At 53.5% G+C, this 15,791-nt stretch carries 15 protein-coding genes; 10 read left to right on the top strand and 5 right to left on the bottom strand.

Annotated features, from left to right (window positions below; all coding sequences use genetic code 11):
• Positions 1 to 58: 58 nt before the first annotated feature.
• From ACQ4N8_RS06735 to ACQ4N8_RS06720, 4 genes are all read left to right on the top strand, one after another.
• A complete protein-coding gene (locus tag ACQ4N8_RS06735; RefSeq protein WP_430703567.1) occupies positions 59 to 835 on the top strand; it encodes an SDR family oxidoreductase in 777 nt (258 codons plus the stop codon).
• A 1,213-nt stretch (positions 836 to 2,048) separates the two neighbouring features.
• Entirely contained in the window at positions 2,049 to 2,327 is a 279-nt protein-coding gene (locus ACQ4N8_RS06730; RefSeq protein ID WP_430703566.1) for a hypothetical protein, read from the top strand.
• 279 nt (positions 2,328 to 2,606) lie between these two features.
• The gene (locus tag ACQ4N8_RS06725) at positions 2,607 to 3,335 is read left to right on the top strand and encodes an SDR family oxidoreductase (RefSeq protein WP_430703565.1); all 729 of its coding nucleotides are present in this window, start codon (positions 2,607 to 2,609) and stop codon (positions 3,333 to 3,335) included.
• A 23-nt stretch (positions 3,336 to 3,358) separates the two neighbouring features.
• Positions 3,359 to 3,787: a MerR family transcriptional regulator gene (locus tag ACQ4N8_RS06720; RefSeq protein ID WP_430703564.1), complete on the top strand. Its 429-nt coding sequence runs from the start codon at positions 3,359 to 3,361 to the stop codon at positions 3,785 to 3,787.
• Between the two features lie 109 nt (positions 3,788 to 3,896).
• Here ACQ4N8_RS06720 and rlmH read toward each other — a convergent pair whose 3' ends face one another.
• Positions 3,897 to 4,376 (bottom strand): 23S rRNA (pseudouridine(1915)-N(3))-methyltransferase RlmH, encoded by a 480-nt coding sequence (gene rlmH / locus ACQ4N8_RS06715; protein ID WP_430703563.1) that lies wholly within the window; start codon positions 4,374 to 4,376, stop codon positions 3,897 to 3,899.
• A gap of 227 nt (positions 4,377 to 4,603) precedes the next feature.
• On the opposite strand from rlmH, the gene ACQ4N8_RS06710 reads away from it, so the two are divergent.
• Positions 4,604 to 5,233, top strand: a complete 630-nt coding sequence (locus ACQ4N8_RS06710; RefSeq protein WP_430703562.1) for a TetR/AcrR family transcriptional regulator — start codon at positions 4,604 to 4,606, stop codon at positions 5,231 to 5,233.
• Positions 5,234 to 5,264: 31 nt separating this feature from the next.
• Positions 5,265 to 6,140, top strand: a complete 876-nt coding sequence (locus tag ACQ4N8_RS06705) for a hypothetical protein (protein ID WP_430703561.1) — start codon at positions 5,265 to 5,267, stop codon at positions 6,138 to 6,140.
• Between the two features lie 9 nt (positions 6,141 to 6,149).
• On the opposite strand, the gene ACQ4N8_RS06700 is transcribed toward ACQ4N8_RS06705, so the two are convergent.
• The 4 genes from ACQ4N8_RS06700 to ACQ4N8_RS06685 all read right to left on the bottom strand — a co-directional run bounded on the left by ACQ4N8_RS06700 (position 6,150) and on the right by ACQ4N8_RS06685 (position 11,223).
• The gene (locus tag ACQ4N8_RS06700) at positions 6,150 to 6,317 is read right to left on the bottom strand and encodes a CxxH/CxxC protein (protein ID WP_430703560.1); all 168 of its coding nucleotides are present in this window, start codon (positions 6,315 to 6,317) and stop codon (positions 6,150 to 6,152) included.
• A 184-nt stretch (positions 6,318 to 6,501) separates the two neighbouring features.
• Positions 6,502 to 7,932: a CAP domain-containing protein gene (locus tag ACQ4N8_RS06695; protein WP_430703559.1), complete on the bottom strand. Its 1,431-nt coding sequence runs from the start codon at positions 7,930 to 7,932 to the stop codon at positions 6,502 to 6,504.
• A gap of 105 nt (positions 7,933 to 8,037) precedes the next feature.
• Positions 8,038 to 9,846, bottom strand: coding sequence for a glycerol-3-phosphate dehydrogenase/oxidase (locus tag ACQ4N8_RS06690; protein ID WP_430703558.1), 1,809 nt, complete (start codon positions 9,844 to 9,846; stop codon positions 8,038 to 8,040).
• Positions 9,847 to 9,942: 96 nt separating this feature from the next.
• Entirely contained in the window at positions 9,943 to 11,223 is a 1,281-nt protein-coding gene (locus tag ACQ4N8_RS06685; RefSeq protein ID WP_430703557.1) for a S1C family serine protease, read from the bottom strand.
• A 418-nt stretch (positions 11,224 to 11,641) separates the two neighbouring features.
• Between ACQ4N8_RS06685 and ACQ4N8_RS06680 the strand changes: the two genes are divergently transcribed.
• The 4 genes from ACQ4N8_RS06680 to ACQ4N8_RS06665 all read left to right on the top strand — a co-directional run bounded on the left by ACQ4N8_RS06680 (position 11,642) and on the right by ACQ4N8_RS06665 (position 15,757).
• Complete coding sequence (locus tag ACQ4N8_RS06680) at positions 11,642 to 11,851, top strand: hypothetical protein (protein WP_430703556.1); 210 nt, start codon at positions 11,642 to 11,644, stop codon at positions 11,849 to 11,851.
• 706 nt (positions 11,852 to 12,557) lie between these two features.
• On the top strand, positions 12,558 to 13,412 hold the full coding sequence (locus ACQ4N8_RS06675) for a carbohydrate ABC transporter permease (protein WP_430703641.1): 855 nt from the start codon (positions 12,558 to 12,560) through the stop codon (positions 13,410 to 13,412).
• The gene (locus ACQ4N8_RS06670; protein WP_430703555.1) at positions 13,413 to 14,303 is read left to right on the top strand and encodes a carbohydrate ABC transporter permease; all 891 of its coding nucleotides are present in this window, start codon (positions 13,413 to 13,415) and stop codon (positions 14,301 to 14,303) included.
• 50 nt (positions 14,304 to 14,353) lie between these two features.
• Positions 14,354 to 15,757: an ABC transporter substrate-binding protein gene (locus ACQ4N8_RS06665; protein ID WP_430703554.1), complete on the top strand. Its 1,404-nt coding sequence runs from the start codon at positions 14,354 to 14,356 to the stop codon at positions 15,755 to 15,757.
• Positions 15,758 to 15,791 lie beyond the last annotated feature (34 nt).

The following is a 15,791-nucleotide window of genomic DNA, read 5'->3' as shown; positions in this document are numbered from 1 at the left end:
CATGAATCGTCTACCGGATACAACTTCATCTTTCTTATACTATAACCTGTAGAACAATATGCGGAAGAAAGAAGTGGTGAATGTGTCAGGAATAAAAGGTAAAGTCATCGTTATCACAGGCGCAAGCGGCGGGATCGGTGAAGCAACGGCCATGCTGCTTGCTGAGAGAGGAGCGCATGTCGTGCTTGGCGCGCGCCGATTGGATCGGCTTGAAGATTTAGTTAAACGCATCATTAAGGCTGGCGGCAAGGCAGCTTATGCTGTTGCTGACGTGAGACGGTCCGAGGATCTTTCCGGTCTTGTACAGTTGGCATGCGAGAAATTTGGCAAGCTTGATGTTCTTGTCAACAATGCCGGTATCATGCCGCTTTCTCCCTTTGACGATTTACAAGTCGCGGAGTGGGAAGACATGATCGACATCAATATAAAAGGCGTACTTTACGGTATAGCAGCAGCGCTACCGCTGTTTCGGGAGCAAGGCTCCGGACACTTTATTAATATCGCTTCCACAGCAGCCTTTCGCATTCTGCCTAATATGTCGGTTTATGCAGGCACAAAGCTTGCTGTTCGTGCGATTTCTGAAGGCTTGCGTCAAGAGGCCGGTGATAAACTGCGTGTAACGATCGTTTCACCCGGATTCACACGAACACCTGGCTCCAATCAAACCAATGCCTTGGACAAGATAGAGGATCAGGAGATGAAAGCCAAACTTGAAGCTTATCAGAACATCGCATTATCCCCATATGCAATTGCGAACGCGATAGCATTCGCGATTGAACAACCGAATGATGTGGATGTCAGTGAAATGGTGGTCCGCCCCACAGCGCAAGGATAAAGTCAACACCGATATTACCCAAAATCATTATAAAGCTCTCTTATTCTTCCTCTAAAGAACTTGTTCTGGTTAGCCATCCGAATTGCCGATAATAAATAACGGTCATTACGAGACTGTCGATTAACTGTGGATGGTTGATTGAGAAGCAGCTCATGATACAATGTGGGTGAAAAATCGTACAAATAAATCTTCCAACTCGACCAAACTAACCAATTTGTAAGAAAAACCGTACAAAATTATCGTTTGTTTTGATAGATGAGTCACTTTTGTACGAATAATCGTATGAAATAATTGCGTTCTAGCAGGTTAACCGGATTTTGTACGAAATATCGTATTAAAATAGGATGGAGAGGCTATCATTCCACAATTAATAGACAGCCTCATTACAACCATCAGAATGGCAAGCACCAGAAAATGTTGCTGTATATGAACAGCACTGTGTTGCGGTATTAGATTTAATCGGATAGTCGGCGTTCTGCATAAACGATTGACCGAGAATACCGAAAATAAGAAAAATCGCAATAAAGCCGGAAGGGTAGGTAAGGTGCTTCTTTTTTGCGAAGACCCTAACTGCAGACATCATTCGCAAGAATCGAAATAAGTATGCACATCTAAATGTAGAATCCATCCCGGCAGAAGGCAACGCCCAAAGAGTACTGAATTTCGCTGAGGAGTTTCTGCAAGTTGAGACTAACCTTCGGAAGTATGCACTGTACGAAAAGCACCTTGTTTTCGATTGCGATGCTCCAACTTATATTGAGCGGGTTATCATTGATATGCCCCCACTTATCCTATCTCGCAAAACGGCAAGGTATTGGCAAAACTACTTCAACCTGAAGGAGGAGGAGATGCGTTGTTTTGGAATGTCATTGACTCATCAAGACAATCTGTTTTGAATCTTATACTTGAGTCTGAACCTATGCCCCATTGTTACTTGGTAGGAGGGACAACCTTGCATTTATGTTAGGGCACCGCGAATCCATCGATTTCGATTGGTTCACTCCTACTCCTTTTACCCCTGAGCAAATTGAAAGCAAGCTGGCCCCTTTGGGGCAAGTGATGATAACGGAGGCTAAGCCCAATACATTTCATGGGATTTTTAATGGCGTACAAGTCACTTGGCTGTATTATCCACGCCCCCTTCTTTATCCTCTAGGTAACTTCAAGCGATATTTCCAGCTTCAAGATGGCTTCTCTACTGGACATTGGCACCATGAAAGTAGCCAGTCAACGGGGCGCTAAGAAAGACTTTATCGACTTATACTCACTAGAACAGTATGGTATATCCGTTTCGTCGCTTATCTCACGATTATCTGATAAGTTCCACGGAGGCACTATTAACTACTATCATATAGTCAAGAGCCTGGTTTTTTTTGAAGATGCAGATCAGGAACCGATGCCTCGCATGCTGCATAAAGTTGAATGGGATTCCGGCAAAGCACATTTTATAGGCTTGCAAAAGGAGCTATTAGATTGTATTGCTGACTTGTAAACATATAGATTTGAAAAATTTTAAATACGGCAGCTTCGAAATTTTTCTTTTTTCATTTAATAATGTTATATTGTGGAATTTACTTATGGTACGGTTCTCCGCGCTGTCTGTAACAGCAACTTTTAAGGGGGCCCCTCTTGGGGTCTGTTATGTCCGCATGTTCGGATAGCCATTCGGTTACGGCGGGCTACCAATTAGTTGACTTGGAGTATACTCCAAGTTATAGAATCAATTATGTTAGTAAGACCAACCCATCCTAATGTGAAAAGAGGGGCAAATATGGAACCTGTAAAGACTGTTTTAATTACGGGAGCAAACAAAGGCATTGGTTACGAAACGGCAAGACAATTGGGAGTCATCGGCTTTAGGATCCTGCTTGGTGCGCGCAACGGAGAGAAAGGGAGAGAAGCGGCAGCTAGTTTAATCAAAGAGGGTGTAAATGCTCGACATATTCCACTGGACGTCACCAACCAACAGACAATCGATGCTGCATTTAAGAACATTGAAGAGGAATTTGGATCGCTGGACGTTCTGATTAATAATGCTGGAGTATCCAAGGACGGCGGCGTCTCCCCCAGTCAACTGGAGATGTCTGCATTGAAGGAAACCTTTGAGACGAACTTCTTCGGCATGTTTGCAGTGACGAGAACCTTGCTTCCCTTATTGAGAGAACGGCCAAACGGAAGGATCGTCAACCTTTCGAGCGGTCTAGGTTCGCTAACTACAAATAGCGACCCCTACTCCGAATGGTCCCGTTTTAATTTGATGGCCTATAATAGCTCCAAAACAGCCGTTAACGCTTTAACCGTTATGCTCGCCAAAGAATTCAAGAATACTTCCCTTAAGATCAATGCTGCTGATCCTGGTTATACGGCCACCGATTTAAATCGTCATAATGGTTATCGTTCAGTCAAGCAAGCCGCCGGAATTGTAGTACGCCTTGCGACACTTCCCGAAGATGGACCGACAGGAGGTTTCTTTGACGAAAATGGCGAAGTTCCATGGTAACCAAAGAATAAGGAGATGAACAAATGAAGGAAGAAATTCCGGAGATGGTAACCTCCATAGAACAAGCTGCGCATTTAACAGGTTTAACGAAAGATACGATCCGATACTATGAGAAAATCGGCTTACTGCCTTGTGCGGATCGAAAGCAAAACGGGCATCGTGTCTATAGTAGAGAACAGGTGCAAAGTATCCTATTTTTAACTAGACTGAAGGCTACGGGAATGACGATAGAAGAAATGAAGCGATATCGGGAGCTTTCAAGTCGCGGTAACGATACCATTCCTGAAAAAAAGTCGATGCTAGAAATTCATAAGCAAAAGATACAAAATGAAATCTCTAGATTACTGGAAGTCCAGAAGATCATCGAATATAAGTTGGATCACTATCAAGAAATCATACAAGGTCCGGATCTTAACGATACGGGTTGTACGCCTACCCTTAGACAGAAATAGCAACTGCCTTAATCCCGCCCTAGATATCAGGAAACCCGCTTTCGTGACAGCAGGTTTTCTTCATTTTAAAGAAACCAGCAAATGTGTGTATGTGAACGTGAACTTGCCGTTACTTATGATACGGTTCCCCCCGATTAATCTTCACGGCCCGATAAATCTGTTCCACCAGCACCAGGCGCATGAGCTGGTGGGGCAGCGTCATGCGCCCGAACGACAGCCGCTGCTGCGCGCGGCTGAGGACGCTATCTGCGAGCCCATGGCTGCCGCCGATGACGAAGGCGACATGGCTCGTCCCGTAGGTGCCGAGCCGGTCGATTTCCGCGGCCAGCTCCTCCGAGCTCCAGAGCCGCCCGCCTACCTCGAGAGCGATGACATGCGCATCGCTCTTCACCTGCGCGAGGATGCGTTCGCCCTCGCGCTCCTTCACCTGCAGCACCTCCGCCTCGCTCATCGTCTCCGGCGCTTTCTCGTCGGCCACTTCCACGACATGAAATTTGACGTAAGGCGTCAGCCGCTTCGCGTATTCAGCGATCCCCTGCACCAAATATTTTTCCTTCAATTTGCCCACGGCAATAATTTGAATGAACAAGCGATAGCCCTCCGTTTGCAACGTTCGGCACCGGTCTATGCGGCCGGTATCGCCAGTTGCTTAATTTTTGACATTTTCAAGAAGTTTTTGCTCCAGCCTTCAATATCATGCTCGGTTCCACGATACCAGCCTTGACGTGGTTCACGTTCCGTATTATTTTCAAGTAAACACCGTTCAATAATTGAACGTCGTTTAGCCACCGTTAGCCGCAAAAATACCATCTCGAGGTGATCCCCATAGGCATTCAAGACCGAAAAGAACGCGATAAAAACGAAAAACGCGAAAAGATCCTTCAAGCCGCTGCAGAGATTATGAGAACCGAGGGCGCCGAAAGCATCTCCATACGCAAAATCGCCGATAAAATCGAGTATTCTCCCGCCATCGTGTACCACTATTTTAAAGATAAAGAGGAAATCATCAACCAGATCATCATGAGCACCTATCGGCAAATCGCCGAAAAACTGTCCTTATCCTTATCCGCAGCAGGCCGCCCTGAGGAAAAACTGAAAACAAGCATGCGGGCCTACATCGAGCTGATGACCGGAATGGCGGACGAATATAAAATCATGATGCTGAGCGAGTCGCCGGCGATCCTGGAACACACCTCCGTTTTATTTCAGGGAGCTTCCGCATCCCGGCCCGCAATGGGAATGCTGCACCAAACCCTGCGGGAATTTTTGCATGAACAAGGCCATCCGATCGAGGACAGCCGGATTGAGCTTACCGCACAAGTCATTTGGACATCGATGTTCGGCCTAATCTTAAGGCTAATCACGGAGAAGGTGGGAGAGAAGCAGAAGCAGCGGCTGATCGATCGTTTCTTGGAGTTCACGCTCTGCGCTTTGCAGCATCCATAAACGCAACAACAAAAAAGTTGGAGGTGTTGTCATGAAGTTTCGGAAGGAAATGACCGTATTGGCCGTGCTGATCATGGTGTTATCCTTTGCAGCGGCAGTTGCGGGTATTTATTCGAGCGGCGGCCCCGGCAGGCATGAATTCACGTCCGTACGCGGAGAAACCGTTGAGATTTATGGCGAAGGGTTGTACCGGAACGATTCCGTATCCATGGCTTCGCAGGCCATAGCCCAGGATGTTGTCACCGTCCTGTTGGGCATTCCGCTGCTGGTCGTTTCTCTTGCGTTAGCCAGAAAAGGCCGGCTGAAAGGAAAAATCCTGCTTGCGGGAACGCTGGCTTATTTTCTATACACCTATGCGTCCTATTCATTTACATCCATGTTCAATGACCTGTTTCTGGTCGATGTTAGCTTGATGTCCCTGAGTTTCTTCGCTTTCCTGCTCGCGATGATGTCCCTGGATTTGAGCGCTTTACGGCAAAGCTTCAGCCCCAAGCTTCCGGTTCGAACGATCGCCGGATTTCTCATCTTTATCAGTGCCGTGATCGGGCTCATGTGGGTAGGAAGAATCGCGCCTTCGTTATCCGGCGGCGCCGCCCCCATCGGTTTGGAGCATTATACGACCTTAGTCGTTCAAGCCCTGGATCTGGGCTTTGTCGTTCCGGCCGCGATGCTTTCCGGCCTGTTGCTGTTGCAGCGAAAACCATTCGGATTGCTGCTTTCATCTATCCTTTGCGTCAAGGCAGTAACGATGCTGACCGCGTTAACGGCCATGATCATCGGCCAACTGGCGGCCGGCGTCCATATGGCGGCGGTGGAAATCATTCTGTTCCCCGCGTTTAACCTGGCTGGCATCGCCATTGCGATCCTTCTTTTCAAACATATCAAAGAGCCCGAGACGACGCCCTAAACGCCGCTATTATACCACCAAAAACCGCGCCTCTCGCTCGCATTCCTGGCATTTCACCGGGGGCTCCCAGTCGATGAACTTCGTGTGCTCCAAATCGACCACATCGGGGGCTTCCTCAAATTCATCCACGAACATATCGATGGCCAGTTCCACATGATCTTTGCATACGACGTACATAATTCCAAAGCATCCTTTCTCTGCGCCGCACTCCCGCGGGGCTTGCGTATTAACAGGTTGTCCTTTATCTTTTCTACCATACTCCGCGCAAAAAAGGAACCGCCCCGGTCACATCGACCGGACGATTCCCCTTCGCTTCTGCTGTCGCAACCGAGCTATCGACCGGCTTTCGCGCCCACCATATTCAATTCAGCGGCGTGTAGAAGTTTTGCGTATAGTACGTGTCGTAATCGCTGCTATCCAGACCATCCACCACACCGACGCCGAGGGTCGTAAACGCGGGCTCCAGCAGGTTGTGCCGATGCCCCAGGGAGTTCAGCCAGCCGTAATGCCCGTCAATGGCATCCAGGTAACCCGCGGCGATATTTTCGCCCCAAGCCCGGAACGCCCCGATCCCTCTCGCCATCATGCGGTCGCCGGCCGACTTGCCTTCGGGATTGTCATGCTCGAAATAATTCCGTTCCGCCATATCCTTGCTGTGCAAGCGGGCCACTTCCGCGACGGGCTCGTTCCAGGTCAGCACGTTCAGCCCTTTTTGCGCGCGAAACGCATTCGTCAGGTCAAAAATTTCCCGCTCCGTCGCTTTCAGCGATTCCGGCGTGGAAGGCTCGTAGACGTTCGTCTCTACAAACATTTTGTCCATCAGCAGGACCCCGTCGACGCGGTTGTTCTCGTGCTCGTCCAGATACAGATTCACATACAGGCCTCTCGGCGTATACGTTTCGATATAGTCCCGCGGCGGATTTTCGCTTTTGTCCCACAACGCGGCCAGACGGGTCTGCAGCTTCTCCAGTCCCTTCTCCCCGTCGGGCTCGAACCGCCACTCCTCATGGTTGCCGAACAAGCCGACCACGCGCCCGCCCTGGATGCCCACCTGCGTATAATGCTTATAATCCTTGTTGTAAATGTACCATTCCAGCCCGTAGTTGGTGACATCCTTGCGCACCGGTTCGCCAAGCAGCTCGACGACGCGGGCCGCCGTATCGCCGATCTCCACGCCCTGCAGCTGGATATTCGGCTTGATCAGATCCGGGCTCGTCGCCTTCGGCAACGTCAGTTTCAAGCGATACAGGAACGTTTGCGCCTCCGCCCGCGACAATTCGTCACCGGGAGCGAAGCCTTCCACGCCGCCGCCGGTTTTTCCTTGGGCCAAGCCCTGATTAAGCACCCACTGAACCGCTTCGTCTTCGGACAGGGTTTGCCCGTAGAATGCTGCCAGCAAGCGGGCTACCTCGCCGCGGGTGATCGGCAGGTTCGATTTGTGCGTCACCGGCCATTCCATTTCCATCGCCAAATAATAATAGGGAGCGAACCACGCCTCATCCTCTCCCGGCGGGAGCTCGTCCAATACGATTTCCGGGTAAGCCCGAACCAGCATTCCCAGAAACTCCGCTTCCGTCACCGGCTGGGCAGGACGAAACGTGCCGTCCGGATATCCGTCCGTGACCCCGTTTTCCTTGGCCCACATCACCTTGTCGTAAGCCCAATGGGACGCCGGCACATCGGAAAATCCGGCTTCCGCCGCATGAACCGGCTGCCCTGCCCCCAGCATAGCTAAGCCTGCTGCCGCGAGAATTGCCAAAGCGCAAATGCCTCGCATCCATGTTATCTTCATAAACACCCTGCCCTCTCCCCCTACCCTAACATGTACCTGCATCCAATCATGGTTCGACAGAAAAAGGACAGATTCCTTGTTCCTACAAAAAATTCACATGATCTGTTACCTTCCACGCTTGACCCCATCCGGATTGATTCCATCGGCCTGATCCGCGTCCGTCGGAACTACCGCCTCAACCAGCGCCCGCTCCAGCTCATCCGCATACCGGCCCTTCTCTTCCTCCGACCAGCCGAAATAACGCGCCATCGCCGCGATAACCGGCTCCTTCCAGCGCCGGACCCAAGCGATATCAAACAACAAAGCTCCCGTTCTTCGCACGAAAAAATCCACCGGCGTCATCGCCATCTCCGCCTCCAAGGCATACCGCAGCGGCGCCGATACCTCCACCGGCAGGCTCTGTGCAACGGCAAACGAAACACCCCCGCTTCCCCCGCAATCGTTCCGATCCTCGGCCGCCCGGTCCGGCCCGGAACCGATTCGCGCCGCGGGAACCCACCCCTTCGCTTCAAGCGAAATCTCGATCAGCCGGTCCGCGTTCGAGCCGTATTTCTTCGCCCACTTGGCGGCCAGCTCCCGCGGGAGGCCGCTCTCCGCCGCTTCCTGCGCCTTCCGCGCCACAAAGCCGGGCAAAGCCGCAGCACCGCCGACCTTCCCGCCGGAAATCGGCAGCGTCCGGGTGGAGCAGGCCGCGAAGCTTAGGCCAAGCTCCTGCTTGAGCTTGGCGGCTACGCGGTCGACGACCGTCTCGGCCATTTTGCGGTAGCCGGTCAGCTTGCCCCCCGCGATCGTGATCAGGCCGGACGCCGACTCCCAAATTTCGTCCCTGCGGGAAATTTCCGAAGGCGACTTGCCTTCTTCGTAGATCAGCGGCCGCACGCCCGCCCAGCTCGATTCGACGTCCGCCTCGGTGATGGCGAGGCCGGGAAACATGCCGTTGATCGCGCCGAGGATATAAGTGCGATCCGCCGCCGTCATGCGCGGATGGGCGATATCGCCGCGGTATACGGTGTCCGTCGTCCCCACGTACGTCTTACCCTCCCGCGGAATGGCAAACACCATGCGGCCGTCCGGCGTATCGAAATACACCGCCTGCCGCAACGGAAACCGCCCCTGGTCGATCACCAGGTGCACGCCTTGGGTCAGCTCCAGCATTTTGCCCTGCTTCGACCGATCCATTTCACGCAGCGCGTCCACCCACGGTCCCGCCGCGTTCACGATCTTGCGGGCCCGCAGCTCGTAGCTCCGCCCGCTGAGCAAATCCGTCACTTCGGCGCCGCTCAGCCTCGCGTCCTCGTACCGGAACCCGGTCACCTTGGCATAGTTGACCGCCAACGCCCCGCGGGCGGCCGCTTCCTTGAGCGCCTCGATCGTCAGGCGGGCGTCGTCCGTGCGGTACTCCACGTAATAGCCGCCGCCGAGCAATCCGCCCTGCTTCAGCAGCGGCTCCTTCGCCAGCACCTCCGCCGCCGGCAGCATGCGGCGCCGCTCCCCGCGCTTCACCCCGGCGAGGAAGTCGTATACGCGCAGTCCCAGCGAGGTGCCGAACCGGCCGAACGTGCCGCCCCGATAAATCGGCAGCAGCATCCGCTCCGGCGTCGTCACATGCGGACCGTTCTCGTAGACGATCGCCCGCTCCCGCCCGACCTCGGCCACGACGCCGATCTCCAGCTGCTTCAAATAGCGGAGCCCGCCATGCACCAGCTTCGTCGATCGGCTCGACGTCCCGGCGGCAAAGTCCTGCATTTCCGCCAGTCCGACGCGCATCCCCCGGGCCGCCGCATCCAGCGCGATCCCGGCCCCGGTAATCCCACCGCCGATCACGAGCACATCCAGCGGTTCATCCGTGCCCGCCATTTGCGCCAGCAGGGCATTCCTGCTCTTGCCCGAAAACGGTATGGTCACCTCGATCATCCCTCTTTTCTCCGCCAGCTCTCAAAGAGAGACCCCGACTACACCTCAGTCGCTTGTTCTACGGCTGTCATGTAATGGAGTCTCTTTGGCTTGCCTTTACTTCTCGTCCTCCAGCCCGTCTTCGATTTCCGCATCGGACGGTTTGTCGGTTAACAGCAGCGTCATCTTCTGCAGTTTGCCTTCCCGGTAGTACGTAACTTCCAGCTCGTCGCCGATCTTCTTGTTCTCATACAAGTAGCGGCGCAGTTCCATCGTGGACTTGATCGGCTGCTTGTCGAGCTGGGTAATGATATCGTTGAGCTGCAAGCCCGCTTTCTGCGCCGGGCCATGGGCCTCGAGCACGATCACGCCTTCCGTCACGTGGCTGGGCAGCTGCAAATCCTCGCGCTGCTCGTCGGTAATCGGCGAATAGGGATTGTTCAGGTCCAGCGTATATACGCCCATATAAGGTCGAACCACTTTGCCGTGCAGCAGCAGATCGTCGACCGTCTTCATCACGTCATTAACGGGGATGGCAAAGCCAAGACCTTCCACGCCGGTATCGGCGATCTTCATCGTGTTGATGCCGATCAACCGGCCGTTCAAATCGACCAGCGCCCCGCCGCTGTTGCCTTCATTGATCGCGGCATCGGTCTGGATAACCTCCTGCTCCCAGTCGTAAACGCCATCCTGGTTCAGCGACACCGGAATCATCCGGTTGGTATAACTCACGATGCCCGACGTCAGCGTCCCCCCGAGTCCAAGCGGATTACCCACGGCGATCACCGTTTCCCCGGCCCGCAGCTTCTTGGAATCCCCAAGCTCGATCACCGCATCGATGCCTTTGCCGTCAATCTCCAGCACCGCGATATCGTTGATGGAGTCCTGCCCGGTCACCTTGGCTACGCGCGAATGTCCGTCGCTGGTCACGACCTCCAAATCCTCCGCGCCGCTAATGACATGCGTGTTGGTAATGATGTAGGCCTTATCTTTATCCTTCTTGAAAATCACGCCCGAACCCAGAGCCGCCTGCTCCGGATCGCCATTCGAAGGCTCCCCGTGATTGAGGATGCTTACGACCGCCGGGGCAACCTTTGCCGCCGCCGCGCTGATCCGTTCATACGGATCGGCGGCATCCGCGCTTACAGCCACGCGTTCGGATGCGGAATGCCGGGAGGTATAGGAAGGAAGTCCCGTGATCAAACTGAACAGCAGCACGGCAACTACCGCGCTTAATACGGAAGAGATCAATGAGATTTGCAACGTGGACAGCGAAAGCCCGGGCCGGTGGTTCTTCCGCCTTCCGCCCTGCCAACGCCGGCGGCCGCCGCCTTCGGATACGCGCACACGGCGTCCGGTCACCTTGGTGGAATAAAAATCATCGTCAAACAATCCCATCTCTACTCTCCCCCTCCATAACTCTACCCCAAATATCCGGTGGCCATTGTCTGTCTCGATCCCCTGCAAGCAAAGGTCCCCTTCAACTGTATGCCGATACGGCAAAGCTATATTCACGAGTTTCCCTTTATTACCTTAACGTCATGAACCGGGCATAAGTTGCCGTGATCTTGGGAAGTTTGCAGCTTTTTTTCTGTAAATTGGAATGTTTGACTTCCTTGCGGACTACACTAATACCAATGCGATAGATTGATAGATTTATTTTACCATATTTTGATGGCTCTGAAGCATTTATCTATCAGGGAATTTTCGGGATTCACGCGTGGATTCCGGCGAGCAGCCAACCCGTCGCAGGCTTGATTTATCAAGGAAAAACTGCCGTCGCCACCGACGGAAGCCTACCTGAAGGAGGTTAATCATGGATTCCTATTATTCCACTCCGATGAATGAGGTTAACGTGCTCGCCAAGCTGGCGGATATGAAGGAAGAGCATTACCACCAGCTGGTCGCCCTGAGCGCAATGATGGAGCTGCTGATCGACAAGGGCATTTTGACCCGCGAGGAAATCGAGAAAAAAGCGCTGGAAATCGACGGATTTCTGACCCAGCCGCCGCATCCCCCCGTTTAAGCCGAAAGCAGATCTACCTTGCGGACGCACTCCTGCCATCTTTAGCGCTACCTCGCCGGAAATAGCGGAACCAAAGGGCCTTATTTTCGCAAAATCACAAGTTTTCTTTAAAATAGGGCCATAAAATGGCCTTATTTCACTTTGCAAGCAGGAAAAAGGCCATTCACCCTGCCGACCGGGAAAAATAAGGCCCTATATTACCTCTATTTTTGGGGTTAGCGGGGATAGACCGGAAATAGCGTCCAAAAAGTCCCTTATTGCCGCTCGAAATTACCGCTTCCGCTCGAACCCTCTCGAAATGCCTCCGTTGCCCCTTCACTCCGAATACCAAACCGAGCATCCATAATGACTCACAGTGTCGTTTGACGTTATACAACCTGACATAGACTCTCCGCAATCCATCGAGTTTCTCGAATTATCCCAGCAATCACTTGCGAAAATTTTCAATTTCCCGCCCTTTATGTCACATATCTTTACAGAAAGCGATTCCATTTCAAAAAAAGAGGGTTGATTATTTCCATAGCATCCCCTATGATAGGGTTAACGACGGATCAAAATTAAAGCACTTTAACTTTAATCCGTACAAACCTTACACAATCTATGTCTAACTCTATTTTGTTATTCGAAAGTTAAAGCGCTTAAACTTTTAATGAGAAAGGTTGGTGGTTCCGTGACTCATCGTGAAGGCCGGCGGCAAACGTTCTACATGTATCTGTTCATCTCCCCCTGGCTCATCGGCTTCCTGGTGTTCGCCTTGTATCCGATCCTGGCCTCGCTGTACTACAGCTTTACCGATTACGACATTATCCACCCGCCCGAATTCGTCGGATTCGCCAACTACGCCGAGATGTTCCGGGACGATTTGTTCTGGCAGTCCGTGGCGGTGACGCTGAAGTTCACCTTCCTCAGCGTACCGGTGCAATTGCTGCTGTCGCTGGGATTTGCGCTGCTGCTCCATCAGACGATGCCGCTGCGGGGCTTTTTCCGGACGGCGATGTATTTTCCCAGCATGGTCTCCGGGGTGGCGATGTCGTTGCTGTGGTACTGGATTTTCAATCCGCAGATCGGCCTGTTCAACTACATGCTGTCCTGGTTCGGCATCCGCGGACCGGCCTGGCTCATGGACCCCGACACCGCCCTCTATGCGCTGATCATCATGACCTTCTGGACCGCCGGGTCGGGCATGATCCTGTTTCTCGCGGGGCTGCAGGGCGTGCCGGCCAGTCTGATCGAAGCCGCCAAGCTCGACGGTGCCGGCCGCTTGCGGATCTTCCGCAACGTGACCCTGCCGATGATCTCGCCCGTCCTGCTGTTCCAGCTCATCATGGGCATCATCGATTCGTTTCAGGTGTTCACGCAGGCCTTCGTCATGACACAAGGCGGTCCCAATTACTCCACCTGGTTTTACGTTTACAACCTCTACACCAGCGCCTTCAAAGAGTATCGCGCCGGGTACTCCTCGGCCCTCGCCTGGGTGCTGCTGATCGCCGTCATGCTGTGCACCGCCCTCATCATGAAGGTCTCGAACCGTTACGTTCACTACGAAGGAGGGGGACGATAGATGAACCCTTTTCCGGCAGCCATGTCATCTTCCCGCTCCACCGCCGCAAGGTCCCGCCGCCGAAAGCCGGACGCGGTAAAAATCGTCAGCTTCATTGCCTTGGTCGCAACTACATTCCTGATGCTGCTTCCTTTGTTCTTCATGGTTTCCACCTCGCTCAAATCGCATCGGGAAATGCTGAAGTTTCCGCCGACCTTTCTGCCGACCAGCTGGAGCTTCGGCAATTACGTCGAAATTTTCGATACGCTGCAGTTTGCCACCCTGTACAAGAATAGCTTGATCATCGGGGTAATGACAGTGGTAGGCACGCTGCTCTCCTCCGCGTTGGTAGCCTACGGGTTCGCACGATACCGCGGCCGGGGCAATAACTTCTGGTTCATGCTGCTGCTCAGTACGATGATGCTGCCTTACCCGGCGATCATGGTTCCGCAGTTCGTGCTGTTTTCCAAGCTGGAGTGGATCGATACGTTCCTGCCGCTGATCGTGCCGGCGTTTTTCGGGTCGGCGTACAACATCTTTTTGCTGCGCCAATTCTTCTCCACCCTGCCCGAAGAGCTGTTCGACGCCGGTCGCATCGACGGCTGCAGCGAGTTGCGCATGTGGTACACGATCGCCCTTCCGCTCTCCGGACCGGCCCTGGCCACCGTGGCGATCTTTGCTTTCATCTACAGCTGGAACGACCTGTTGACCCCCGTGCTCTACTTAAGCTCGTCCGATCTGTTTACGCTTCCGGTCGGCATGGCCTCCCTCACCTCGTCGCGGTTCCGCATCCCGCCGTGGCATCTGCTGATGGTAGCCTCCTTGCTCGCGATGGTCCCGATCGTCACGCTGTTCGCCGTCGCCCAGAAGCAGTTCGTCGAAGGCATCGTACTCACCGGCATCAAGTCCTGACTGCCGCAACGGGCGGCGTCCACCACATAAACCAAGGAGGATTCGGCATTATGACAAAGAACCCCGCAGCACCGAAGCAAAAGTTATCCGTTTTAGTAGGGACCATCCTGCTCCTTGCTACCATCCTGTCCGCCTGCAGCGGCGGCAAATCCGCCGGCGACGTCGGCTCCGGCACCAGCTCCGGCGGGGACTCCGGCAATGGCGGGGGCAACACCGAACAGGTCACGATCACGCACTACACGATCGACTCGCCGGACCGCACGTTTATCGAAGAGCTGATTCCGGAATTTGAGGCCGCCCACCCGAATATTAAAGTAAAAGTGGAGAAAGCCCCTTACGAGCAGTTCGACAGCAAGCTGCAGACGCTGATCGCCGGTGGCAATTCCCCCGACGTGACCAGCCATTACGGCTACGGCGGCTTCGCGGAGTACTACAACAAAGACATGCTGCTCGACCTGACCGACCTGATGGCGGAGGATGGCTTTAACGCGGACGACTACAGCATTCCCTCGCACCTGATGGACATCTACAAAGTAAACGACCGCACGTACGGCATTCCCGTAAACATCTACGTCACGCTGATGCTGTATAACAAAGACATGTTCGATGCGGCCGGGGTTCCTTATCCGCCAAGCGACTTCGAAGACAAGAGCTGGACGTTCGAGAAAATGGTCGCGGATGCCAAGCAGATGACCGTCATCTCCGACGACATCGCCAAAACGCAGTACGGCGTGGACTTCACCTGGGCCGAACGCGACATGCGTCCGCTGTATTTCGGCGCGGAGCCTTATTCCGCGGATACCTGGACGAACGGCGGCGTGCCGTCGGAAACCCATTTTGACTCGCCGGAAGTGATCGCGGCCTACAACAAGCTGTTCGATCTTATTTTCAAGGACAAGGTGTCGCCGAACTCCGAGTGGAGCAAAAGCGTCGCCGGCCAAAACGGCGATCCGTTCGTCGCCGGCAAAATCGGGATGTCCGTCGGCGGTTCCTGGAACCTGGCCGGAGCAAACGATTTTCCGTTCAAAATCGGGGTAGCGGCCGTGCCGTGGGGCGGCAACGACAAGGTGCGCAGCACGCTGTTCGTCGACCCGCTGCTGATCCTGAAGGACTCCAAGCACCCGAAGGAAGCGTTTGAGTGGATCAAATTCCTGCTCACCGACGACGTACAGGAGAAGTCGATCGAGCTGAGCGGCGGCAATCCGCCGGTGAATACCCAAGCGGCCGAAACGTATTACAAGCATTTTGAAGGCATCGATCCGGCGGACGTGAAGAAGGTGTACGAAGGCGCGACGAAATACGGGTTCGAGTCCTACAACCATTTGGTCACCAATTATTCGCAAATCAACGATATGTTCATCAACGAAATGCAGCCGATCGAAACCGGCCATAAATCCGTAGAGGAAGTGATGCCGACGATACAACAGAAGGTCGAAGAAATTCTTAAACGTTGATCCGCAACCGCCGTTCATTATCCAGGAGCCGCCG

It is taken from the genome of Paenibacillus macerans, from assembly GCF_050565405.1.
GTDB lineage: Bacteria > Bacillota > Bacilli > Paenibacillales > Paenibacillaceae > Fontibacillus > Fontibacillus macerans_B.
Note: the sequence above shows the minus strand (reverse complement) of the source record. Positions and strands in the feature narration are given on the sequence as shown.

Coding starts and splice junctions, on each gene's coding strand:
- ACQ4N8_RS06670 (WP_430703555.1), top strand. CDS start 13,413: ATGAACCCTTTTCCGGCAGCCATGTCATCTTCCCGCTCCACCGCCGCA.
- ACQ4N8_RS06700 (WP_430703560.1), bottom strand. CDS start 6,317: ATGTACGTCGTATGCAAAGATCATGTGGAACTGGCCATCGATATGTTC.
- ACQ4N8_RS06685 (WP_430703557.1), bottom strand. CDS start 11,223: ATGGGATTGTTTGACGATGATTTTTATTCCACCAAGGTGACCGGACGC.
- ACQ4N8_RS06695 (WP_430703559.1), bottom strand. CDS start 7,932: ATGAAGATAACATGGATGCGAGGCATTTGCGCTTTGGCAATTCTCGCG.
- ACQ4N8_RS06720 (WP_430703564.1), top strand. CDS start 3,359: ATGAAGGAAGAAATTCCGGAGATGGTAACCTCCATAGAACAAGCTGCG.
- ACQ4N8_RS06665 (WP_430703554.1), top strand. CDS start 14,354: ATGACAAAGAACCCCGCAGCACCGAAGCAAAAGTTATCCGTTTTAGTA.
- ACQ4N8_RS06680 (WP_430703556.1), top strand. CDS start 11,642: ATGGATTCCTATTATTCCACTCCGATGAATGAGGTTAACGTGCTCGCC.
- ACQ4N8_RS06735 (WP_430703567.1), top strand. CDS start 59: ATGCGGAAGAAAGAAGTGGTGAATGTGTCAGGAATAAAAGGTAAAGTC.
- ACQ4N8_RS06690 (WP_430703558.1), bottom strand. CDS start 9,846: ATGATCGAGGTGACCATACCGTTTTCGGGCAAGAGCAGGAATGCCCTG.
- ACQ4N8_RS06675 (WP_430703641.1), top strand. CDS start 12,558: ATGTATCTGTTCATCTCCCCCTGGCTCATCGGCTTCCTGGTGTTCGCC.
- ACQ4N8_RS06705 (WP_430703561.1), top strand. CDS start 5,265: ATGAAGTTTCGGAAGGAAATGACCGTATTGGCCGTGCTGATCATGGTG.
- ACQ4N8_RS06730 (WP_430703566.1), top strand. CDS start 2,049: ATGAAAGTAGCCAGTCAACGGGGCGCTAAGAAAGACTTTATCGACTTA.
- ACQ4N8_RS06725 (WP_430703565.1), top strand. CDS start 2,607: ATGGAACCTGTAAAGACTGTTTTAATTACGGGAGCAAACAAAGGCATT.